Annotated in this window: 19 protein-coding genes; 2 read left to right on the top strand and 17 right to left on the bottom strand. The window is 66.1% G+C overall.

Going from position 1 to position 21,807, the window contains the following annotated elements; all coding sequences use genetic code 11:
* Positions 1-6: 6 nt before the first annotated feature.
* From SX243_16935 to SX243_16855, 17 genes are all read right to left on the bottom strand, one after another.
* Positions 7-333 carry an acylphosphatase gene (locus SX243_16935; protein MDY7094659.1) on the bottom strand — a complete coding sequence of 109 codons (327 nt, stop codon included), beginning with the start codon at positions 331-333 and terminating at the stop codon, positions 7-9.
* Positions 334-490: 157 nt separating this feature from the next.
* Positions 491-1,132 (bottom strand): protein-L-isoaspartate(D-aspartate) O-methyltransferase, encoded by a 642-nt coding sequence (locus SX243_16930; protein MDY7094658.1) that lies wholly within the window; start codon positions 1,130-1,132, stop codon positions 491-493.
* A 55-nt stretch (positions 1,133-1,187) separates the two neighbouring features.
* Entirely contained in the window at positions 1,188-2,018 is an 831-nt protein-coding gene (gene surE / locus SX243_16925) for a 5'/3'-nucleotidase SurE (protein ID MDY7094657.1), read from the bottom strand.
* Entirely contained in the window at positions 2,015-2,890 is an 876-nt protein-coding gene (gene mtnP, locus SX243_16920; protein MDY7094656.1) for an S-methyl-5'-thioadenosine phosphorylase, read from the bottom strand. The genes surE and mtnP overlap by 4 nt, the downstream gene beginning before the upstream one ends.
* 121 nt (positions 2,891-3,011) lie before the next feature.
* Positions 3,012-3,971 carry a Gfo/Idh/MocA family oxidoreductase gene (locus SX243_16915; GenBank protein MDY7094655.1) on the bottom strand — a complete coding sequence of 320 codons (960 nt, stop codon included), beginning with the start codon at positions 3,969-3,971 and terminating at the stop codon, positions 3,012-3,014.
* A complete protein-coding gene (gene lpxA / locus SX243_16910; protein MDY7094654.1) occupies positions 3,968-4,795 on the bottom strand; it encodes an acyl-ACP--UDP-N-acetylglucosamine O-acyltransferase in 828 nt (275 codons plus the stop codon). The genes SX243_16915 and lpxA overlap by 4 nt, the downstream gene beginning before the upstream one ends.
* Positions 4,796-4,809: 14 nt before the next feature.
* Positions 4,810-5,268 carry a 3-hydroxyacyl-ACP dehydratase FabZ gene (fabZ, locus tag SX243_16905; GenBank protein ID MDY7094653.1) on the bottom strand — a complete coding sequence of 153 codons (459 nt, stop codon included), beginning with the start codon at positions 5,266-5,268 and terminating at the stop codon, positions 4,810-4,812.
* Complete coding sequence (gene lpxD / locus SX243_16900; protein ID MDY7094652.1) at positions 5,265-6,356, bottom strand: UDP-3-O-(3-hydroxymyristoyl)glucosamine N-acyltransferase; 1,092 nt, start codon at positions 6,354-6,356, stop codon at positions 5,265-5,267. Before lpxD ends, fabZ begins: the two co-directional genes overlap by 4 nt.
* 48 nt (positions 6,357-6,404) lie before the next feature.
* Positions 6,405-6,947: an OmpH family outer membrane protein gene (locus SX243_16895; protein MDY7094651.1), complete on the bottom strand. Its 543-nt coding sequence runs from the start codon at positions 6,945-6,947 to the stop codon at positions 6,405-6,407.
* 46 nt (positions 6,948-6,993) lie between these two features.
* Positions 6,994-9,393: an outer membrane protein assembly factor BamA gene (gene bamA, locus SX243_16890; protein MDY7094650.1), complete on the bottom strand. Its 2,400-nt coding sequence runs from the start codon at positions 9,391-9,393 to the stop codon at positions 6,994-6,996.
* Between the two features lie 109 nt (positions 9,394-9,502).
* The gene (locus SX243_16885) at positions 9,503-11,929 is read right to left on the bottom strand and encodes an ATP-dependent Clp protease ATP-binding subunit (GenBank protein MDY7094649.1); all 2,427 of its coding nucleotides are present in this window, start codon (positions 11,927-11,929) and stop codon (positions 9,503-9,505) included.
* A 142-nt stretch (positions 11,930-12,071) separates the two neighbouring features.
* A complete protein-coding gene (locus SX243_16880) occupies positions 12,072-12,767 on the bottom strand; it encodes an ABC transporter ATP-binding protein (protein MDY7094648.1) in 696 nt (231 codons plus the stop codon).
* On the bottom strand, positions 12,764-13,954 hold the full coding sequence (locus tag SX243_16875; protein ID MDY7094647.1) for an FtsX-like permease family protein: 1,191 nt from the start codon (positions 13,952-13,954) through the stop codon (positions 12,764-12,766). The genes SX243_16880 and SX243_16875 overlap by 4 nt, the downstream gene beginning before the upstream one ends.
* Before the next feature lie 10 nt (positions 13,955-13,964).
* Positions 13,965-15,536, bottom strand: a complete 1,572-nt coding sequence (gene lysS / locus SX243_16870) for a lysine--tRNA ligase (GenBank protein MDY7094646.1) — start codon at positions 15,534-15,536, stop codon at positions 13,965-13,967.
* A gap of 448 nt (positions 15,537-15,984) precedes the next feature.
* Positions 15,985-16,788 carry a dolichyl-phosphate beta-glucosyltransferase gene (locus SX243_16865; protein ID MDY7094645.1) on the bottom strand — a complete coding sequence of 268 codons (804 nt, stop codon included), beginning with the start codon at positions 16,786-16,788 and terminating at the stop codon, positions 15,985-15,987.
* 201 nt (positions 16,789-16,989) lie between these two features.
* Positions 16,990-18,276, bottom strand: coding sequence for a DUF4785 family protein (locus tag SX243_16860; protein ID MDY7094644.1), 1,287 nt, complete (start codon positions 18,274-18,276; stop codon positions 16,990-16,992).
* A gap of 13 nt (positions 18,277-18,289) precedes the next feature.
* Positions 18,290-19,153: a hypothetical protein gene (locus SX243_16855; GenBank protein MDY7094643.1), complete on the bottom strand. Its 864-nt coding sequence runs from the start codon at positions 19,151-19,153 to the stop codon at positions 18,290-18,292.
* A 354-nt stretch (positions 19,154-19,507) separates the two neighbouring features.
* On the opposite strand from SX243_16855, the gene SX243_16850 reads away from it, so the two are divergent.
* Positions 19,508-20,884: a sigma-54 dependent transcriptional regulator gene (locus SX243_16850; protein MDY7094642.1), complete on the top strand. Its 1,377-nt coding sequence runs from the start codon at positions 19,508-19,510 to the stop codon at positions 20,882-20,884.
* 307 nt (positions 20,885-21,191) lie between these two features.
* Complete coding sequence (locus SX243_16845; GenBank protein MDY7094641.1) at positions 21,192-21,557, top strand: hypothetical protein; 366 nt, start codon at positions 21,192-21,194, stop codon at positions 21,555-21,557.
* Positions 21,558-21,807: the final 250 nt, after the last annotated feature.

Genomic DNA, 21,807 nt, shown 5'->3' with positions numbered 1-21,807 from the left:
TCAGAATTAGCGGATGATGTCGAACGACCGGGTGGCAGGGGGCTTGTCCAGGGGCAACACCACCACCCGCTGGACGTGGGATGCGGGCGGCCCGTGGGACACGCGCTGGCGCAGCTGCTCGACCAGGCCGGGCTCCCCCACCACCTGGATCTCCACCGTGCCGACGCTGGTGTTGCGCACCGTCCCCCGCAGTCCGAGCTCGCGGGCGGTCTGGGCGGTGAAATAACGAAAGCCGACGCCCTGGACGCGGCCCTCGACCACCAGGCAGGTCGCGGTTTCGTGACTGCCCAGCTCGTGGCTGCCGGTTTGATGATTGCCGGATTCGCTGCTCATGCCATCCTCGGGTCGAGGCTCCCCGCACACCGGCTCGAAGGCTGCCCACAGAGCGGACAGGGCCGGAAACAAGATACAAGAGAACCCGCGGAAGGATACCAGAGACGGGGCGAAAACGCCGGGAGAAGGTTTCGAGATTGAGGAATTGCCAGCGGTTCTACCACCCGTGGCGACCGATGAGAGGCACGAAGGCCACCGGCTCCCCCTCGCTGCGTTCGAAGCCGTGCTCGCTCCGTTCGTAGAGCACCAGCCGTTGTCTTTCCTGGCTGCCTTCGGGGATCAACAGCCGGCCACCGACCTTGAGCTGTTGGAGCAGCGGCCGGGGGGCCGCCGGGGCCCCGGCGGTGACCAGAATGCGGTCGAAGGGAGCTACCTCGCTCCAGCCGACGGTGCCGTCGAAGATCTGGATCTTGACGTTGTCGTAGCCCATGGCCCGCATGCGCTGGATCGCTTCCTTGGCCAGCTCCGGTACTCGCTCCAGGCTGTAGACCCGGCGCACCAGTCGGGCCAGCACCGCTGTGTGGTAGCCGGTACCGGTGCCGATCTCGAGCAGGGAATGCTCCGGATCGAGCTCCAGCAGCTCGGTGGTGCGGGCGACGATGTAGGGCTGGGAGATGGTCTGGTCGGAGCTCGATGGCAGAGCGAAGCGCTGGTAGGCCTGGTTGCGCAGATTCTTGCGTACAAACTCGTGGCGAGGCACGTCCTGGAGAGCCTGGAGCACCCGCGGATCACGAATCCCCCGGCGCTGGAGCTTCTCCACCATGCGCTTGCGCTGAAAGCGTTCCCCGACCCCGCTCATGTCTCCAGATTCCCCATCGGCTCCAACCGGCTCCCAACCCTTGCGGCCTCGGACTTCAGTCCTCGGTTCCCGACCCCTTGTCGACCTTCGGCTTGGTGCCCTTGGGACCGTCCTCATAGCCAGGGGCCGCCACCTCGAAGCGCTGCGCCAGCCGCCCCTCGAGACCGCCGAAGGATTCCAGGCTGCGGTAGTCCGTGAGGTCCAGGTGCAGGGGCGTGACGGAGGCGCGGCTGGCCATCAGGGCTTCGTGGTCGGTGCCTTCCTCCGGGGTCCACTCGGGAGTGCCGTGGATCCAATAGTATTTGCGCCCCCGGGGATCCCGCTTCTCCACCAGCGACTGCTTATACACCCGATGGCCGAGGCGGGTGAAGCTCACCCCCTGGACCTCGCCGGCGGGGATGTTGACGTTGAGCAGCAGGTCTTCGGGAATGTCCTCCGCCAACAGCGCCTCGACGAAACCGCGGGCGAAGCGGGCGGCATCGGCGAAGGAGAAGCCCTCCGCCACCTCCTGGCTGAAAGCCACCGACGGGATGCCCAGCAGGCTCCCCTCGAAGGTGGCGCTGACGGTGCCGGAGTAGGTGACGTCGTCGCCGACGTTGAGGCCGAAGTTGATCCCCGAAACCACCAACTGGGGCGGCTCGTCCTTCATCAGGCCGAGCACCGCCAGGTTGACGCAGTCGGTGGGGGTGCCGTCCACGGAGTACCAGCCCTCCCGCATCCGCTGCAGGCGCAGCGGACGGTGGAGGGTCAGGGAGTGGCCGGAAGCGCTTTGCTCCCGATCCGGGGCCACCACGGTGACGTCCCCGATCTCCTGCAGCGCCTCCGCCAGCAGGGTGATGCCTTCGGAGAAAATGCCGTCGTCGTTGGTGACCAGAATGCGGGTCATGCGCCGGCCTTCTTCATGTAGGGGCCGATGATCGGCTCCAAGGCGTCGTAGGTCTTCGCCGGCACCTTCTCCGGATCGGTGATCAGAGCGTGGGCCAGAATCCCCTTGTAGGGGCTGTCCTCCTGCTCCGGCACCAGGCCGATGATGTGGCGCAGAGCCTCCTGAGCCATCTTGACGTTCTGCGCCACCACTTCCATCACCGCGTGGCCGCTGACGTCGTCCTCGGTCTCGTGCCAGCAGTCGTAGTCGGTGACCATGGCGAGGGTGGCGTAGCTCATCTCCGCCTCGCGGGCCAGCTTGGCCTCCTGCAGGTTGGTCATGCCGATGATGTCGAAGCCCCAGGACCGATAGGTCTCGGATTCGGCGCGGGTCGAGAACAGGGGACCTTCCATGCACAGATAGGTACCGCCCTCGTGCACCGTGGCGCCGGCGGCGCGGGCACCCTCCGCCAGGCAGCCGGAGAGCTTGGCGCACACCGGATCGGCGAGGGAGACATGGCCGACGATGCCGTCACCGAAGAAGGTGTCCTTGCGGTGACGGGTGCGGTCGTAGAATTGATCCGGCACTACGATGTGGGTGGGCACGTAGTCGATCTTCAGAGAGCCGACGGCGGAAACGGAAATGATCCACTGCACGCCGAGGGACTTGAGGGCCCAGATATTGGCCCGGAAGTTGAGCTCCGAGGGCAGCAGGGGATGGCCCTGGCCGTGGCGCGGCAGGAAGGCGACCTTCTTGCCCCCCACCTGGCCGATGATGAGGGCGTCGGAGGGCTCACCAAAGGGGGTTTCGATGGCGCGCTCTTCGAGCACCTCCATCCCCTCCATCTCGTACAAGCCGCTGCCGCCGATGACTCCAATTCTGATATCGCTCATGGTCTTGATTCTCCTTGGGCTGCGGCTCGGAGGATGTCTGCGGGGCGCGCGGGACGCACCGGGAGCGCAGATCGGAGCCGCGATCTGTCGGGATACCGCTCGCTGAAGCGGAAGCTGAAGATTAGCAGATGGCGGCCACCAGCGACAGGGCCGTGGCCAGAGCCTGGCGCCCGGCGGCGCCGTCCACCCAGCGGCCCTCCTCCCCCCGGCAGGCGCGAAGGAAAGCCTCCGCTTCGGCCTTCAGGGGCTCGTAGGGGGTCACCTTCGGCGGATCCTCCAGAATCTTCGGCTCAGCGCCGCCGGCGGCCAGCCGATAGCGCTTGATCTCCTGCTCCTGGTAGTCCAAGGAGGAGTAGCTGTTGGTGCCGAAAACCCGCAGCTTGCGCACCTTCTCCGCCGACACTCGCGAGGCGGTGATGTTGGCGACGCAGCCGGACTCGAGCTCCACCCGGGCGTTGGCGATGTCGATGAGGGGCGAGAGGACCGGAATGCCGGTGGCCCGCACCTCCGCCACCGGACTCGGGTCGAGGGCGTGGAGGATCTGCAGATCGTGAATCATCAGGTCGAGGATGACGTCGATGTCGAGGCTGCGGCGGGTGAAGGGGCTGAGGCGCTGGATCTCGACGAAGCGCGCGGTCACCCCTAGGTCGAGGAGGGCCTGGACCGCCGGGTTGTAGAACTCGACGTGGCCCACCGCCAGCACCGTGTCCTCCCCCGCCGCCGCCACCATCCGGTCCGCTTCCTCCAGCGACGGAGCGATGGGCTTTTCCACCAGCACGTGGATGCCGCGCTCGAGGAGCGGCAGGGCGACGGCACCGTGATCCACCGTCGGCACCGCCACCACCATGGCGTCGACCTCGTCCGCCAGCGAGGCGACGTCGGGAAAAACCCGGGTGCCGTGGGCCTGGGCGAGCTCCTCCGCCACCTGAGGCCGGGCGTCGTGGATGCCCATGAGCCGAGTGCGGTCCCCGTCGTCCCGGGACAGCTCCGCCAGAATGCGCACGTGGTGCCGGCCGAGAGCACCGGTGCCGACGACGCCGATGCGGAGGGGATCTGCGGTGCTCTTCGGGATAGGGCTCATCGGGATGCCGCCTCACCGCCCCGGCCACCGCGACGGCCCGGGCGCGCTTTGATCACGCCGCGCTGGGCGGACGCGACGAAGGCCACCAGGTGATCCACCTCATCGTGCCCTCCCACTTCCTGGCGAATCTGCTCCAGCGCCTGGGTGGTGTTGAGCTTGGATTCCACCAGCAGCCGATAGGCCCGGCGCAGCCGCTCCAGCGCTTCGCCGTCGAAGCCCTTGCGCTTGAGACCGATGCTGTTGAGACCGTAGACCAGGGGCTTGCCGCCGACGGTCTTGACGTAGGGCAGGGCGTCCATGGTGATCACCGAGTAGCCGCCGATGTAGGCGTGGCAGCCGACGCGGCAGAATTGGTGCACCGCCGAGAAAGCGCTGATGGTGGCGTCGCTCTCCACCTCCACGTGCCCCGCCAGGGTGGCGCAATTGGCCATCACCACCCGGTCGCCGACGATGCAGTCGTGGGCGATGTGGGAATAGACCATGAACAGGTTGTCGCTGCCGACGGTGGTCAGGGAACGGCCGTGGCCGGTGCCGCGGTGGACCGTGACGAACTCCCGGAAGTGGTTGCGGTCGCCGATCTCCAGCCGCGTCTCTTCACCGCCGAATTTGAGGTCCTGGGGATCGAAGCCGAGGGTCGCGTGGGGAAAGACGCGATTCTCCCGGCCGAGGGTGGTGGACCCCTGGATGTGGGCGGCGGCACCGACCTCGGTACCTTCGCCGATAGTGACCCCCGCGCCGATCACCGCGTGGGGACCGACTGTGACGCCGTCCGCCAGCTCGGCGCCGGGGTCGACGACGGCGGTGGGATGAATCTCCGTGGCCATGCCGCTCCTCCGCCTCAGCCTTCGGCGTCGACGATGCCGGAGCTGAGCACCGCCTCCGCCACCAGCTTGCCGTCCACCAGCGCCTTGGCGTCCACCTTGCAGAAGGTGTTGCGCAATCGCAGCACCTCGATCTCAAAGCGCAGCTGATCTCCCGGCACCACCGGCTTGCGGAAGCGGGCGCGGTCGATGCCCATGAAATAGAGCAGCTTCGAGGCCCGATCCTCCAGATCCGCCACCAGCAGCACGCCGGCAGCCTGGGCCATGGCCTCGATGATCAGCACCCCGGGCATCACCGGATGGTTGGGGAAATGACCGACGAAAAATTCTTCGTTGATGGTGACGTTCTTGAGCGCCACGATGCGCTTGCCGGGCTCCATCTCCAGCACTCGATCCACCAATAGGAAGGGGTACCGATGCGGCAGGACCGAGCGGATCCAGCTGCTATCCCAGTGTTTTGCGTCCTGCTCGCTCACTCCAAATCCTCCTCACCGTCCTCGAAGGCGCGCTCCAACGCCGTCAGGCGGCGCTGCACGTCACCGGCGCGGGCGGCGGCGACTACCTGCCGGCGCCATTGCCGCAGATCCACCGCCGGGATGCCGCCGACCTTGAGACCGGGATCGACGGATTGCAGCACGGCGGACTTGGCCGCCACCTGCACGCCGTTGCCGATCTCCAGATGGCCGGCGGATCCCGCCTGCCCGCCGAGCACGACGTAATCACCCAGCCGGGCGCTACCGGCGATGCCCGCCTGGCCACACAAAATACAGCCCTTGCCGGTCACCACATTGTGACCCACCTGGACCAAGTTATCGATCTTCGTTCCGGCACCGATGCGGGTGGTTCCGAGGGTGGCGCGATCGACGGCGGAGTTGGCTCCCACCTCGACCTGGTCCTCCAGGATTACCCGCCCGACCTGGGGCACCTTGTGGTGTACCCCTTGGCGAGTGGCGTAGCCGAAACCGTCGGACCCCAACACCGCACCGGCATGAACGATCGTATTCTGCCCCACTTCGGTGCCGTCGTACAGCACGGCGTGGGGATGGATCTCGCTGCCGGTTCCCACCCGGCAGCCCTCCCCCAACACCACTCCGGGATGCAGCACCACCTCCCCTTCCACCACCGAGCCGGCGCCGATGACCACATAGGCCCCCACCGAGGCCGAAGGATCCACTACCGCCCCCGGCTCCACCACCGCCGTGCGATGCACGCCCACGGGACGGCCCCGGCGGGGGTGAAAGAGGCGAATCAAAGCCGCCAGAGCGTAGGAGGGATCCTCCACCACCAGCAGATCGCGGTGCGGGAAGACAGCGCGGGGATCCGCCAGATCCTCTCCCACCAACAATGCCTGCGCCGCGCTGGCTTGGGCCTGGGCGCGATAGCGCGGGCTGGTGAGGAAGGAGAGGTCCTCCTCCCCCGCCGCCTCCAGCGTGTCGATGGACCGCACCCGGCGCTCTCCATCCCCCAGCACACGAGCCCCCACCGCCTCCGCCAGCTCGGCGAGGCGAAAGCCCCCGACGGGGTTACCACGGGGGCTGGAGGGGGAATTCTGCGACGTGTTCACGACGGGGGGCTCGAAGCGGGAACTCGGTCTTGCACCTTGGACGGGCGCTCAGCCGCCGGCGTTGGACGCGTCGAGGCGGCCGATGACGTCGGCGGTGATGTCCACGGCGTCGTCGGCGTAGACCAAGCCGCTCTGGAACTTGTTGAAGATCAGAGTGTAGCCCTGCTCTTCCCCGACGGTGCTGATGACCGGCAGGATCTGGCGCTCGATCTTGCCCATCAGCTGCTCTCCGCGCTTCTGCAGCTCGCGGTTGGCGTCGTCCTCGAGGCGCTTGAAGGCGATGGCCTTGTCCTCATACTCCTTCTGGAGCTCCGCCAGCTTGTCCTCGGCGAGGGAGAGAGCGCCTTCCTCGGCCCGCTTGCGCAGGTCCAGGAGCTCCTGGCGCTTGGCCTCCAGCTCCGAGCGCTTGGCCTGCTGCAGCGCCTCGATCTCGGCCTGAGCGGCCTTGCCGGAGGCGGACTCGGCGAGCACTTTCTGGATGTCGATGACGGCGACCTTGACCTGGGCGTCGGCGGGAGTGGCCCCGGCGAGGCTCAGGACGGCCACGGCGGCGAGGACGATGACGGACACGAAGGGAACTCTAGCGAACATGAATCGGTCTCCTAAATAGGCCTGTAGGTTCACAAACTGGCGAGGTTTAGAAACTAGCGCCGATGCTGAATTTGAAGGAATCGAAGCGGTCATCCTCGTATGCATCGAGGTTTTGCGCATAGATGAAGCGCAGGGGCGCTCCAAACAAGGGCACCAACACCCGGGCTTCGACGCCGGCACTGTACCGCATGCCGTCGAAGCCGAGGCTCTGGTCCTCCGCGAAGACGTTGCCGCCATCGAGGAAAGCCACGAACCGGAAGGGGCTGTTGGTGAGGAAGTGGTACTCCAGGTTGAATTGGAAGAAGCGGTCACCGCCGAGGGGAATGTTGAGCTCGTCCACCACCGTCTCGCCGTTCTCGTCGCGCACCCAGATGGACCGGAAGTCGAAGCCCCGGACGCTGTTCTCACCGCCCAGGTAGAAGCGGTCTAGGCGACTCAGCTCGTAGTCGTCGAAGCCGGCGATATAGCCCGCCTCGACGTTCAAGCCGGCGACGGTCTTGATCCGCCCCTGGGTCACCGGGATGTACTGGGTGTAGTTGAGCTGGGGACGGACGAAGTTCTGGGTCGCACCCAAAACGCCGCCGGCGTAGTCCACCGACACGGTCAGCTTCTTGCCGCGGGTGGGCTCGAAGGGGCTGTCGACGCTGTTGTAGACGTAGACCGGCCGGATGGCGGAGCTGGTGAAGTTGAGGTCCGAGGACACCGGATTGCCGTCGGCGTCGAGGAAGATGGTGGTGTCGGAGAACTCGGAGCGAGTGTAGGTAGCGCTGATGCTCTGGAACAGCCCGAGGTTGCGGCCGTAGGTCAGGGAGCCGCCGTCGCTGTTGCGCTGCAGCCGCTGGCCGGTGAGCAGGGTGTAATCCTCCTCCCGGCTGAACAGGCGCAGGCCGACGTTCTGAGGACGATCCCGGAACCAGGGGATGTAATACGAGAGGTCGAAGTAATTGCGCACCCGGCCGCCTTGGTACTGCACGCCGAGGGTCTCGCCGCGGCCCAGGAAGTTCTGGGTGCGCACTGAGAGCTGACCGAAGAAGCCGTCGAACTCGCTCCAACCGCCGCCGAACTGCAGCTCCGTGCGGTCCGCCTCCTGGCCCTTGATCACCAGGTCGATGGTCTTCTTTTCATCGTCGACATTGAGGATCTGCACCGGATCCTCCTCGTCGACCTTGAAGTACCCCAGCTGCTTGATCTTGAGCAGGCTGTTCTGGATCGCCCGCAGACTCAGCAGATAGCCCTCCTGGACCCGCAGCTCACGGCGCAGCACCTTGTCCCGGGTGCGGGTGTTGCCCTCGAAGTCGATGCGCCCGATGCGGAATTGGTCGCCCTCGTCGATGTGCACGATGATGTCGGCGATGCGCTCCTCCCGCTCGACGACCTCGGGCTGGATGCGGGCGCCGATGAAGCCGGTGTTCTTGTAGATGTCCTCCACCGCGGTGACCGCTTCCTCGAGCTTCTTCGAGCGCAGCCAATCGCCGGTGCGGGTCTCGAAGGCGCGCAGCAGCTGCTGGTCGCTGTACTTCTTGTTGCCCTCGATGGTGACCTCGCCGAACTTCCAGCGCTCCCCTTCTTCCAAGGGAATGGTGATGAACATGCGCCGCTTCTGGGCGTCCGGGGTGGCGGCGTTGGGGCGGGTGGCGCGGACCTCGATGATGGGCTCGCCGAGGGTGACGTTCTTATAGCCCTCCCGCTGGTAGACCTCCCGCACCTTCTCCAGATCCTCCTGGAGCTTGGCGGGATTGTAGATGTCCCGCTTGAGGGGCGACCACAGGATGCTCGACTGCTTGGTCTTGGTCATGGCCAGCCGCAGGCGCCAGTCATTGAACACCGTGTTGCCTTCGAATTGGATGTCTTCGATGCGGACCCGGTTGCCCTCGTCGATAGTGAAGATCACCCGCCGCTCGCCGGGGGAGACCTCCTCCAGGGAGAAGCGGGCGTCGGCGAAGCGGTAGCCCTTCTCCTGGTAGAGCTCTTCGATGGCCCGCTCCAGCCGCCGCAGCTCACCGCGGCGCAGGCTGTCGCCCTCGTAGACCTGGATACGCTCGGCGCCGATCTTCTCCTCGATGTCGGAGCGGTTGACCCGCTTCAGCCCGACATAGTCGATGGAGCGCATCACCGGCCGCTCGCTGACGGTGACGATGAGCTTGACGCCGTCCCCCTGAGCCTCCGCCTCCACCTGCACGTCGTCGATGAGGCGGGTATCCCAAAGCTGCTTGAGATTCTGATTGAGCTGCCCCTGATCCAGCGGCTGCCCCACCTCGACGCCCAGGTAATAGAGCAGAGTCTCCTCCGCCAGGGTCCGGTTGTTGCGGAACTCCACCTCGACGATCTCTTGACCTTCGAAGCTCGGCAGGTTGCCTCGGGATTCGCCGGCCAGCCACCCCATCGCCACCAGTACCGCCAGCAGGGCGAAGATCCGTTTCCATCGTCTTGTTGCAAACCGCATCATGGTTGATCCATCTCGATCCATCTCGGTTGGGCCCATCTCGATTGTTTCCGGCGGCGGAATCCACCGCCGGAGCCCCCGCTCGGCTCGTCGGCTCAGTACTACCGCGAGCTCAATTCGTCTTGCTGATCACTTCCGGAGAGCTCTCTTCGAGGTGAAGCTCCCCGTCCACGACGGTGACCTCGATGTGGTCGATACTCTCGCCGTGGTGGTGGATGAGGATTTCGGAAACCGCGTCCTGCAGGTGACGCTGAATGGTCCGCCGCAACGGGCGGGCGCCGGTGGACGGGTCGATGCCGGCCTTGTCCAAGAGCCATTCCTTGGCTTCGGTGGAGACCCGGACCCTCAGGCCCCGCTCCGCCAAGGTGACATTGACATCCGCCAGCAGGATGTCGACGATAGCCCGTAACTCTTCCGACCCCAAGGGGTTGAAGACGATGACCTCGTCGACGCGATTGATGAACTCGGGGCTGAAGGCCCGGCGCAGCTCGGAGAGGATCTCCTCTTCGATCCGCTGGAAATCCGCCCCGTCGTCGTCGTCCCCGAAACCCATGCGGGCGCCCCGCAGAACGAACTTACTTCCCAGGTTGGACGTCATCAGCACCAGAGAATTCTTGAAATCCACCTGGTTGCCGTAGGCGTCGGTGAGGGTGCCGTCCTCGAGGATCTGAAGCAAGAGGTTGGCGACGTCCGGGTGAGCCTTCTCGATCTCGTCGAAGAGTACCAGCGAATAAGGGTGACGGCGCACCCGCTCGGTGAGCTGGCCGCCCTCTTCGTGGCCGACGTAGCCCGGCGGCGAGCCGATGAGCTTGGACACCGCGTGCTTCTCCATGTACTCGCTCATGTCGAAGCGAACCAGGGCCTTCTCGTCGCCGAAAAGGAACTCCGACAGCCGACGGGCGACCTCCGTCTTGCCGACCCCGGAGGGCCCGAGGAAGATGAACGAGCCCACCGGCCGCTGAGGATTGCTTACCCCCAGGCGGGAACGACGGATGGCACGGCTGATGGCGCTGATGGCCCGGTCCTGCCCCACCACCCGGCGGCGCAGGGTGTCCTCCATGTGCATCAGCTTCTCCGCCTCTTCCGTCTGCAGGCTGGAGGCGGGGATGCCGGTCCAGGAGGAGATCACCGCCTCAATGTCGCGGCCGGTGACCTCCAGGATGCCCTCGTCCTCGGTGATGCGGCTCATGCGCTCCAGGTCTTCCCGCAGCTCGATCTCGCGCTCCCGCAGGTAGACGGCGCGCTCGAACTTCTTCTCCGAGATGGCCCCCTTCATCTCCCGCACCACGTCGTGGATCTCTTTTTCCAGCCGGCGCAGATTCTGGGTGTCCTTGACCCGCCGCAGCTTGACCCGGGCGCCGGCCTCGTCGATGACGTCGATGGCCTTGTCCGGCAGGTGGCGGTCGGAGATGTAGCGGCTCGACTGGTAGATGGCAGTGCGCAGAGCGGTGGGGGTGTAGAAGACTTTGTGGAAGGCCTCGTAGCGATCCTTGATCCCCTCCAGGATCTCCAGGGTCTCCTCCTCCGTCGGCGGCTCGATCTGGATCGCCTGGAAGCGCCGCAGCAGCGAGCGGTCCTTCTCGATGTACTTGCGGTATTCCTTCAGGGTGGTGGCGCCAATGCACGAGATCTCGCCCCGGGAGAGGGCCGGCTTCAAGATGTTGGCGGCGTCCAACGAGCCCTCCGCGGAGCCGGCACCGATGAGGGAGTGGATCTCGTCGATGAAGACCACCAGATCGTCGCTCTCCCGCAGCTCCTTGAGGATGCCCTTGAGACGCTCTTCGAACTGGCCACGGTACTTGGTGCCGGCGACGATGAGGGAGAGGTCGAGGGCGACGATGCGCTTGCGGGCCAGGAAGATGGGCACCAGGCCGTCGATGATGCGCTGGGCCAACCCCTCCACGATGGCGGTCTTGCCGATGCCCGGCTCGCCGAGCAGGATGGGGTTGTTCTTGGTCCGGCGGGAGAGGATCTGGACGATCCGCTCGAGCTCCTGCTCGCGGCCGATGAGGGGATCGAAGGCCCCCTCCACGGCCAGCGCCGTCAGGTCGCGCCCATATTCCGAAAGGAAGGGCAATTCCTTCTTCTGCTCCGCGGCTTCTCGTTCTTTGACGATGCTGAGCACCTCCTCGCGAACGGTGTACACGTCGAGGCCGAATTGCGCCAGGATGCGCATGGCCACCGCCCCCTCCACCCGCAGCAGGCCGATGAGCAAATGCTCGGAGCCGACGGTGGCGTGGAGCATGCTCTCCGCCTCGTGGGAAGCGTAGGCCAGGACCTTCTTGCTCTCCTCCGACAGCGGCAGCTCGGCGGTAGAGCTGATGCGCTCCACGAAGACCCGCTCGCCCTCGATCTCCCGACGCACCTCCTCGGGTTTGACCTGGAAGCGCTTGAAGATCTCGTTGACCGTCTCCTCCCCCTCGCGCAGGATGCCCAGGAGGATGTGCTCCGACTCGATCACCCGACTGCCCAGCTTGCTCGCCTCGTAGCGGGCGAAGAAGAGCGCGCGGCGGGCTTTTTCGTTGTACTTTTCGAACACTGTTCAGGGACTCCTGAATGGCGGTCGGGGGGAGTGGACGATCACAGGGCCTAGACGGTGTCCTCGACAGCGGCTTGGACGAGAGCTTGGACTCGGGTGTGGACTGCGGACCACACTGTCGTCCAAGTTGTTGAGATCCAGGCTATTGAGCATGCAGGAAACCCCGTTCTAGACGTGAAATTCTACCACACCGCCCCGCCACCTCCGGGTTGTGGGTGACCAGCACCACCGTGGTGCCGTGGCGGGCGTGCAGATCGAGAAGCAGGCTCAGCACCCGCTCGCCGCTCACCGGATCGAGGTTGCCGGTGGGCTCGTCCGCCAGCAGCAGCGGCGGCTCCAGGAGCAGGGCGCGGCAGAGGGCGACCCGCTGGCGCTCGCCGCCGGAGAGCTGGCTCGGAAAGTGCTCCAACCGCTCCCCCAACCCCACCTCTTCCAGCAGCTCGCAGGCGGCGCGATAGGTCCGGGCCGGCGACCGGCCGGCGATGCGCCCCGGCAGCATGACGTTCTCCACCGCGGTGAAGTCCGGCAGCAGCTGGTGGAATTGAAACACGAATCCGATGGTGCGGTTGCGGAAGGAAGCCAGGCGGCGATCGTTGAGGGTGCCCAAATCCTCGCCACCGATCTGGATGCTGCCGCCGTTCCCATCGGTCGCGGAATCCGGTCGATCCAGCCCCCCCAGCAGATGCAGCAGAGTGCTCTTGCCCGAGCCCGACGGCCCCACCACCGCCAGCAGCTCCCCGGGCTCGATGTCCAGATCCACCCCGCGCAGCACCTCCACCTCCCGCAGCCCGTCGCGGTAGGTCTTGCGCAGACCGTGAGCTCGAACGGCGACGCTCATCGTTTCAACGCCTCCACCGGCCGCAGCGCGGCGGCCCGCCCCGCGGCATAGAAAGAAGCCGCCAGCACCAGGGCGACGGTGATCACCAGGACGAGCGCCAGGTCGTCGGCGGCGACGTGGAAGGGAATGTAGTCGACGAACATGCTCTGCCCCGGAACCCGCAGCAGCCGGTAGTGATCCAGCGCCCAGGCACCGCCGATGCCCGCCACGGCCCCCAGCGTCAGGCCGGCGCCGGCGAGGAGCGAGCCGAGGAGCACAAAGGCCCGGCGCAGGGTCGCCGGAGTCGCCCCCATGGCGCCCAACATGCCGATCTCCGAGCGCTTGCTGGTGATCACCAGGGCGAGATCCGCCACCAGCGCCAGCGCCGCCACCAACACGATGAGGCCGACGGCGACGAAGAGCAGGGTCTTCTCCAGCCGCAACACGAAATAGAGAGAGCGGTTGAGGTCCTTCCAGGTCCGTAGGGTCGCTCCCTGCGGCAGCGCTCCCTGAACCGCCGGCGCCAGGGCCAGCGCCTCGTCCAGGCCGCCGGCGTCGATCTCGATGCGCCGGCCGCGGCGGCCCAAGAGGCTCTCCGCCACGTCGAGGGGCAGGGCGGCGCGCTCCAGCTCGTCGGTGACGTGGCTCTCGAAGGTGCCGGTCAAGGCCAAGGTGCGGATCCGCGGCTGCGGTCCCAGGGGGCCTAAGGTCGGCCGAGGGGAGACCAGCTGCAGCCGCCGGCCGGGCTCCAGGGCCCAGCGCCGGGCCAGGCTCTCGGAGACATAGAGGCCGCCGCCGCGGGCCGACGCCCGCGGGAAGGACGGCGGCAGCTCGCCTTCGAAGCCCACCATGCGCAACGGCTGAGGTGTCTCGTCCACCACCAGCCAACCCTGGCCGCGGATCACCCGCTGGGCGGATTGCACTCCTGGAACCCCACGCACCGCCGCCACCGCCGCTTCCGGGTTGGAATCCGGCCCGAGATTGACCTCCATCTGCGGCGTGGCGGAGAGGATCTGCCCCAGGAGCTGCTCGTGGAGCCCCGAGAGTGCCGCCAAGACCAAGACCAGCGCCGCCACACCGACGGCGATGCCCAAGGCTGCCACCACCGATAGGAAGCTGACAAAGGCATCGCGCCGGGTGCTGCGCAGATAGCGCAGAGCGAGCTGTACCGGAAACGGCAAGGGGCGCAGGAGAAGCTTGGACGCCATAGGCTAAGAGCTACTGATCTTCGGAGCCGGCTTCCGAGTTGGAGGGCGCCTCGGCGCCGTCCCCCGGTTCGTCATTCGCCGGCTTCTCGGCTTCAGGCTTTTCAGCCTCCGGCTTGAGCAGCGGGAAGAGGATGACGTCGCGGATGGACGAGCTGTCGGTGAGCAGCATGGTCAGGCGGTCGATGCCAATGCCCTCGCCGCCCGCCGGCGGCATGCCGTGCTCCAGAGCGCGCACATAGTCCTCGTCGAAGGCGTGGGCTTCGTCGTCGCCGGCCTCCTTGGCCGCCAGCTGCTGGCGGAAGCGTTGAGCCTGGATGTCCGGATCGTTGAGCTCGGTGAAGGCGTTGGCGATCTCCATCCCTCCCATGTAGAGCTCGAAGCGCTCGGTGAACGAGGGATTATCTGGGCATTGCTTGGCCAGCGGCGAGACTTCCACCGGATAGTCGGTGATGAAGGTGGGGTTCAAGAGCTGATCCTCCACCGTCTCCTCGAAGAGAGTCATCAGGCAGTGGCCGTAAGTGCCGCCGGGAGGCTCGGGAATCTGCCGTGCCGCCAGCTCCTTGCGCAGCCCCTCCAGATCGTCGAGATTCACCGCATCGACGCCCCCCAGCTCCGCCACCGCCTGCTTCATGGTGTAGCGAGCCCAGGGTCGGGCGAGGGAGATCTCCTCTCCCTGCCAGCTGAGGGTCTCACCACCGGCGACGGTGCGGCCCAGATCGACGAGGAGCTCTTCGGTGAAGTCCATCAGAATCTTGTAATCCGCATACGCCCAATAGAATTCCAGCATGGTGAATTCCGGATTGTGCTGGGTGGAGATGCCCTCGTTGCGGAAGTTGCGGTTGATCTCGTACACCCGGTGCAGCCCTCCCACCAGCAGCCGCTTGAGGTAGAGCTCCGGCGCGATGCGCAGGTAGAGCTCGAGGCCCAAGGCGTTGTGGTGGGTAATGAACGGCCGGGCGGTGGCGCCGCCGGCGATGGCCTGCATCATCGGCGTCTCTACCTCCAGGAAGCCGTGGGCGTCGAGATGCCGCCGAATCCCCTGGACGATCTTGGCCCGGGCCTCGAAGACGCTGCGGGACTCGGGATTGACCAGCAGGTCCAGATAGCGCCGACGGTAGCGAGTCTCCTGATCGCTCAGACCGTGCCATTTCTCCGGCAGCGGCCGCAGGGCTTTCGAGAGCAGGGTGAGCTCTTCGGCGAAGATCGTCAGCTCGCCGGTGCGGGAACGCAGCAGCGGCCCCCGGGCGCCGACGTAGTCTCCCAGGTCCAAATGCTCCAGCACCGCCGCCGAATCCTCCGGCAGCTTGTTGCGCCGCACCAGCACCTGCAGCTTGGCGCTGCCGTCCACCAAGTCCAGAAAGTAGATCTTGCCGTGCTTGCGCAACGCCTTGAGGCGCCCGGGCACGGTGAAGGAAAGCGCCGCCTCCTCCAGCTCCTCGGCGGTGCGCTCGCCGTAGGCCCCATGCACCCCGGAGGGCTCCAGGTCGTAGGTGAAGGAATTGGGATAGGGCGCCACGCCGGCGTCGAGCAACGCCTGCCGCTTGTCGCGCCGATTTTGGATCTGTTCGTCGAGCTCGGACATGATCTGCTGAATCTCCGGCCAGTGCTTGGGGGTGATGCTTGAGAGTGGTGCTTGAGAGGAAGGACCTCCGGTGAAGCCCGAACCTTACCCCACTCCCGGTTCCGAGCCCAAACGCTGAGGGTCCTCCGCCCCCATCCACAGGCAGGACCCACTGGTTGGCCCCTTGGCAAGCTCTCCTGGGAGCGCCAGCTTGTAGCCGGCTCGGGATGCTGAACCCCCTCCCCCCGCCGGCAGGATGCCGGCACTCCCAGGGCTCTTGTACAACAGAAGAGCCTCGCAGAGCTTCCCCGCTCTCAGAAACCGTGCAGAAAGATGGCAGACGCCACGGGGACTTTCCGTCCGCGGTTCGGGTAGGCAACCGCGAGAAGCGTGTCCTCTCGGAAATCTCTAAAAAAGGTGACAGACAACGCGAGGCTTTTCCGTCCGCGGTTCGGGTAGGCAGCCGTAACTAGGCTCGGTACCGGCCCCGCAGCCCCCACCACCGGATGCGCACCAGATCCCCCAGCAGACGCAGGCCGTCCGCCAGGGGGGAGACCTTGGAGCCGGGGACGTCGCTCCAGGTCACCGGGATCTCGGCGACGCGGTAGCCCAGGGAGCGGGCGAGGTAGAGAGCCTCGATGTCGAAGGAGAAGCCGTCCAGGCGAGCGCGGCGGAAGATTTCTTGGGCGGCAGAGCGGGTGAAGAGCTTGAAACCGCATTGGGTGTCGTGGACGCCTGGTACCGCCAGGGCGCGGACGAAGAGGTTGACGCCCTTGCCGCCGAGGCTGCGGTAGAGGGGTTGGGAGCGCAGGATCTCCGACTGGGCGAGAGCCCGGGAGCCGATGGCCACCGCGACGCTACTTTCGAGGGCACCACTGAGCTTGGGGAGGTCCGAAAGCGGGGTCGACAGATCGACGTCGGTGAACAGAATCCGCTCCCCCCGGGCCGCGAGCATGCCGCGGCGCACGGCGTGGCCCTTGCCACGGTTCGCCTCACCGCGCAGCAGGCGCCAGCTACTCTCCTCCAAGGCTTCCTGGGAGCGCAGAAACTCCTCCACCCGCTCCGCCGTGCCGTCGGTGCTGCCGTCGTCGACGAAGAGCAACTCCACCGGTCGCGGGCTCGCAGCTGCGAAATCCCGCAGACGCTGCAGGGGGCCGGCGAGGCGGCGGGCCTCGTTGTACATGGGTACAACGACGGTCAGATGCGGAGTGGGAGGGCTCATGGCGCGTAGAGATGGGGGCGGCGGCCGGCGGAACGCCGGTGCGGCGGCCATGGTACCTCAAGAAAGCGGCGCGAGAACGCGGCACTAGAACGCCGCAGAAAAACAAAGCTCCGGAACAGGAAAGGATCCCATTCCGGAGCTCGGAAGTCAGCGCTTGCAGGTCACAGTGCGCTCCTTAGCGATAGCGGCTCACACGGTTGGCGCGCGGTGCGCTGCCAGCGGTTGACTTCGCGTCTACCAGCCCATTATGACTCAGCGGCTGACGACGAAGGCGCGCTGGCGCTCTTCCAGCAGTCCCATGCGGCCCTGATCCAGCAGTTGCAGATCCCGCACCTCGAAGGGTGCACCGAAATCGCTCTCGGCGAAGACCCGGCGATGGAAGCGCAGCTTGAGGGTACCCTCTCCAGCCTCCAGCCAGTCCGCGCTATGGGCGGTGCCCATGGGGCGCAGCTGTCCGGCAGCGTCGGTGCCGTAGAGCACTCCGCGGACCTCATAGCGGCCGGCGGCGACGGTCTCCACCCCGACCTTGGCGGTGAGGTTGCGGAAGCCTTCTCCGCTCTTGCCGCCGATCTCCACCGCGCCGCTCAGGCGGGCGGTGGGTACGGTGACCTGGAAGGCGGTGCGCGCGGCGCGTTCCACCGCCAGATCGCCGGCGCGGCCGACGGTCCAAACCTCCGCCTGCCACAGCCCCTCCGCCGGCGCCTCCAAGGCGTCGAGGGCGAGCTGGGCACGATGACCGGCGGGGCCGGCAGCGAAGCTCAGCGGGAAGGTGCGCCCCGCCGGCGAAATGACCTCGCCGCGGACGCTCTCAGCGCTGGCGCCGTCGAGCCGCAGGGTTACCGCCAGCGAGTCACCGTGGAAGTAGTTGACCCGATCCGCCGAAACCGAGGCCACCACGCTGCTGGCGGGCTCGAGCACGTGCACCACGTAGATGCCCTTGGCCCCGGTCAGGCCGGGAGCCTGCAGGGTGATGGTGCCAGCGCCCAGGTCCTTGCTCAGTCGGAAGGCGGTGGTACCCGCGGGGAACGGGGCGTCGGCGGCGGTCATCTGCTCGGCGCTCACCAGCAGCTCCATGGCCTCCCCTTGGGTGAAGGACTCACCACCCCGGGAGATCACCAGCTGGCTGGGATCGATGGCCACTTGCTCGGACCACGCCGCATCGGCGGCGGGGTTGAGGCGGATGAGCGCGCCGGCGCTGGCGATGGGCAACTCGACGCCGGCGGCCAGGCCCTGGGCGTCGGTGACCCGCCAATACTCACGGCTCTGAGCCACGAAGGGGGTCGGTTCGGTGAGAGCCTGGTCCGCCGGCAGCGGCCAGCTGAAGGCCACCGGATCGCGGGCGATGGCCGGCCCGGCGACGGACTCCGGCGGTGCGACCAGGCTGCCGGAGACTACGTCCCCGGGCGAGGTGAGCAGACGGTCCACCGGCGCCGGAGCGATGCCGCTCTGGCCGGCGGGCTGGGCGCCCGCGGAGAGGGTGAGGGCCAGCACCAGGCCGGCGGCGAACACGAGCTGGAGACTTCCTTGCTTGAGTTTCATCGCGGTTCCCCCCTCAAAGATCGTTGCGCAGAATGACGTCGAGATTGAAGCACTTGCGGCGGCTCTGGTTGTGGCTCAGAGGCTCGTCGCCGGCGGTGTAGTCGGTGTCATAGAACCACACGTAGCCCGCCGCCGACTGGCTGGAGCATTCCAGGAAGCCGTCGGAGCAGCTGCTGAGCCACGCCTGGGTGACTTCCAGCCCGAGGTTGAGGGTGTAGCCACCGCAGTAGCTGTCCCCGTCCCAGATGGCGGTCTCCACATCGGTACCGACCACGTTCCAGAAACCCTTGGGCAGTGCCGGCCGGCCGCTGGTGCCGTAGAGCCAGTTGGCGTTGTAGGACGCCATCCAGCTGGTCTGCTGCATGCGCACGGCGTCGTTCTGATACCCCAGCAGCCAACCCACGGCGGCCTCGAAGACGGTGCCGTTCATCACCGCATCCGCCAGCGGCGTGCCGGCGCTGGAGGGGGCCAGAGCGTTGACCCAGCGGATGTTGTTGATGATGGTGGGATAGCGGCTGTCCCAGGTGGGATTGGAGAGGATCCAACGCATCACGTTGCCGCCGTTGGAGTGGGTGATCACCACCAGGTCGTCGATACCCTTGCTGGTAATGAAATTGTAGAGATAGCCCGCCAGGCAGCCGGCGGCTCCGGAGGTCCACATATACTCTTCGAAATCACAGTTGATGATCGTGTAGTTGGATTGATTCGACAATCCCTGGCGCACTGAGTTGACCATTTCACTGGTCCAATAGTCGTTGAGCGCATCGCTTTGGTTGCCGGTGCCGTGCACAAAGGCGACGCCGGTGGTCGCCCCGGCGGGGAATGCCGACAGCACCAGGGCGAGACAGCAGACGCATCCGAAGACTCGCAGGATCATGGCTCCTCCATTCGTTGAAGAAATAGTAAACAGATCGTCCGAACAGCGGCTGTCGCGCGCGGGAGGGCCTTCTCGAGACCTCAAATCCTCCCAGAGCGCTGTGGACCTTCGAACGCAGGCTGCCCGCGTCGGATCGAGCAAGCCGCTGACATCGGAACCCTTCGGGTGCACAGGAAGGTAGCAAATCCTGAAGCTCGCCGCAAGCAGCGGGCAGGGGCACTCTCACTGGTACTTTCATTGGCACTTTCACCGGCCCCTTTCCCGGCACCGGACAAGCTCCCGCCAGCAACCCAAAACGCGGTATTCTCAGAGTTTGTGAATTGCCTCTGAAGGACTCTGAAGGAAAGGTCGAAGATGAGGGGTGCCAAGGTATTGATCGTAGACGACGACGACGAGGTCCGGGACAGCCTGGCTCGCCTGCTCAACACCTATGGCTATGACATCGCCACCGGCTCCGATTGCGCCAGCGCCCTCACCGCCCTCACCACCGATGAACCCGACGTGGCGGTGGTGGACTACAGTCTCCCCGACGGCAACGCCATCGAGCTCTTGGAGCAGCTCGCCGAGCTGGAGGTGGAAACCCCCATCGTGGTACTCACCGGCCACGGCACCATCGAATTGGCGGTGGAGGCACTGCAGGAGGGAGCGGTGCACTTCCTGACCAAGCCGGTGCAGGGGGCGGCGCTCCGGGTGATCCTCGATCGGGCCTTGGAAGGCCGCCGCCAGCAACGGCTGATCAACGCCCAGCGCAAAGTCGAGCAGCGACGCCGCATCGATCCTTTTCTTGGCGCGAGCCAGGCCATTCGTCAACTGGAGAAGGACGCGCGGCGCATCGCAACGGTGGAGAGCCCGGTGCTGATCCTCGGCGAGACCGGCTCGGGCAAGGGAACCCTGGCGCGCTGGCTGCACGACAACGGCTCGCGCTCCGCCCATCCCTTCGTCGATCTCAACTGCGCGGCGTTGAGCAAGGAGTTGCTCGAAAGCGAGCTCTTCGGCTACGCCCGGGGCGCCTTCACCGGCGCGGTGGATCAGAAAGCCGGCCTGCTGGAAGCCGCTCACGGGGGCACCCTCTTCCTCGACGAGATCGGCGACCTCGACCCCCAGATCCAGCCCCGGCTGTTGAAGGTGATCGAAGAAAAGCGCTTCCGGCGCCTCGGCGAGGTGCGGGAACGCACCGTCGACGTGCGGCTGATGGTGGCGACCCACCGGGATCTGCGGCTCCAGATGGAGCGCAGCACCTTCCGCGAAGACCTTTTCTTCCGGGTCAGCACCTTTCAGCTCTTGGTCCCACCCCTACGGCACCGGCGGGAGGACATACCGGAGCTCGCCACCCTGCTGCTCACCCGCATCGCTTCCGATCTCGGACGCTCCTCGCTGCGCTTGACGGCGGAAGCCGAGGCGGCGCTCATCCGCTACAGCTGGCCCGGCAATATCCGCGAGCTACGCAACGTCCTGGAACGGGCCGCCCTCTTCGCCGATGGCGGCAGGATCTATGGAGAGGATCTGCGCTTCGACGCCATGTCCAGCGCGGAAGACCCCCTGGGCACCGGAGAGAGCACCGCCAACTCCCAGGTCGCCAGCCCCAGAATCGAGCAGCAACGCGGCGCCATCGAAGCCGCCCTGCGCGCGGAGAATTGGAACGTGGGCCGCGCCGCCGAGCGTCTCGACATGCCCCGCAGCACTCTCTATCTGCGCATCAAGCAGCTGCAGATCCGCCTCCCGGGCCGCTAGGCCGCGAAGCCCCTGGGAGCCCATGGTTGGGCGCCGGACGCCGCCGGTGGCGTCCAAGCTGTCCAAGAATCTTGGACGGATTTCCATAGCCGTCCTAGAATCCATTAATTGAAATTATTCCCAACGGCCGGAAACCCCCTTCTATTGGCGCCTTTTGCGGCTGCCTGGAGCCTCCCCGCTCCTGGCACAACGCTTGCTTGTTATAACAGGCGATAGAGGCTGAGTCCTCGATTCCCGACACGACAGACCAACAACAGAAACCCCCTGCTGCCGCCAACGGCAGATTTTTCGGATTAAGGAGACCGCGATGAGCAACGTCAATGAGAGCCTGACTCAAGTCATGGATTTGGATGGGATTGTAGCCACCTGCGTGGTGGACAGCGACAGCGGAATGATGCTCGGCTCCGCCGGCAACACCGACGTCTTCAACCTCGAGGTGGCCGCCGCCGGCAACACCGAGGTGGTTCGCGCCAAGCGCAAGACCATGAAGGCTCTCGACCTGGCCGACGACATCGAGGACATTCTCATCACCCTCAGCAAGCAGTACCACATCATCCGTCCCTTGGCCTCCAACGGCGCGCTCTTCATCTACGCCGTGCTGGACAAGAGCAAGTCCAACCTCGCCATGGCGCGCCTCAAGCTCGCCGGCATCGAGAAGGACCTCAGCGTTTGACCGGACTCCGGAGCGGTGGCGTAGCTGGCAACAGCCGCCACCGCCGCCGGAGACGATGTCCCGCTTCAGCTCACATTGTGACCGGAGCCCCCCTGCCCGGCCCGTTTCCTTGTCTCCCCTCTTTGGACTACGGCACCGTCCCTCGAAGGACCGGCTTTGAATAACCGGCTCTCGAGAGGACCGGCCCGAGACCTTGAAGATTGCTATCCGATGAAGAAGATTTTGCTCGACGACGACGAGGACGTTCTGG

This window comes from Acidobacteriota bacterium (assembly GCA_034211275.1).
GTDB lineage: Bacteria > Acidobacteriota > Thermoanaerobaculia > Multivoradales > JAHZIX01 > JAGQSE01.
The sequence above is the reverse complement of the archived record's forward strand: the minus strand, read 5'-3'. Positions and strand labels throughout refer to the sequence as shown.

What these genes read in the sequence shown, in the direction of transcription:
- SX243_16935 (MDY7094659.1), bottom strand. Translation starts at nt 333, where the DNA reads ATGAGCAGCGAATCCGGCAATCATCAAACCGGCAGCCACGAGCTGGGC.
- SX243_16930 (MDY7094658.1), bottom strand. Translation starts at nt 1,132, where the DNA reads ATGAGCGGGGTCGGGGAACGCTTTCAGCGCAAGCGCATGGTGGAGAAG.
- surE (MDY7094657.1), bottom strand. Translation starts at nt 2,018, where the DNA reads ATGACCCGCATTCTGGTCACCAACGACGACGGCATTTTCTCCGAAGGC.
- mtnP (MDY7094656.1), bottom strand. Translation starts at nt 2,890, where the DNA reads ATGAGCGATATCAGAATTGGAGTCATCGGCGGCAGCGGCTTGTACGAG.
- SX243_16915 (MDY7094655.1), bottom strand. Translation starts at nt 3,971, where the DNA reads ATGAGCCCTATCCCGAAGAGCACCGCAGATCCCCTCCGCATCGGCGTC.
- lpxA (MDY7094654.1), bottom strand. Translation starts at nt 4,795, where the DNA reads ATGGCCACGGAGATTCATCCCACCGCCGTCGTCGACCCCGGCGCCGAG.
- SX243_16895 (MDY7094651.1), bottom strand. Translation starts at nt 6,947, where the DNA reads ATGTTCGCTAGAGTTCCCTTCGTGTCCGTCATCGTCCTCGCCGCCGTG.
- bamA (MDY7094650.1), bottom strand. Translation starts at nt 9,393, where the DNA reads ATGATGCGGTTTGCAACAAGACGATGGAAACGGATCTTCGCCCTGCTG.
- SX243_16880 (MDY7094648.1), bottom strand. Translation starts at nt 12,767, where the DNA reads ATGAGCGTCGCCGTTCGAGCTCACGGTCTGCGCAAGACCTACCGCGAC.
- SX243_16875 (MDY7094647.1), bottom strand. Translation starts at nt 13,954, where the DNA reads ATGGCGTCCAAGCTTCTCCTGCGCCCCTTGCCGTTTCCGGTACAGCTC.
- lysS (MDY7094646.1), bottom strand. Translation starts at nt 15,536, where the DNA reads ATGTCCGAGCTCGACGAACAGATCCAAAATCGGCGCGACAAGCGGCAG.
- SX243_16865 (MDY7094645.1), bottom strand. Translation starts at nt 16,788, where the DNA reads ATGGCCGCCGCACCGGCGTTCCGCCGGCCGCCGCCCCCATCTCTACGC.
- SX243_16860 (MDY7094644.1), bottom strand. Translation starts at nt 18,276, where the DNA reads ATGAAACTCAAGCAAGGAAGTCTCCAGCTCGTGTTCGCCGCCGGCCTG.
- SX243_16855 (MDY7094643.1), bottom strand. Translation starts at nt 19,153, where the DNA reads ATGATCCTGCGAGTCTTCGGATGCGTCTGCTGTCTCGCCCTGGTGCTG.
- SX243_16850 (MDY7094642.1), top strand. Translation starts at nt 19,508, where the DNA reads ATGAGGGGTGCCAAGGTATTGATCGTAGACGACGACGACGAGGTCCGG.
- SX243_16845 (MDY7094641.1), top strand. Translation starts at nt 21,192, where the DNA reads ATGAGCAACGTCAATGAGAGCCTGACTCAAGTCATGGATTTGGATGGG.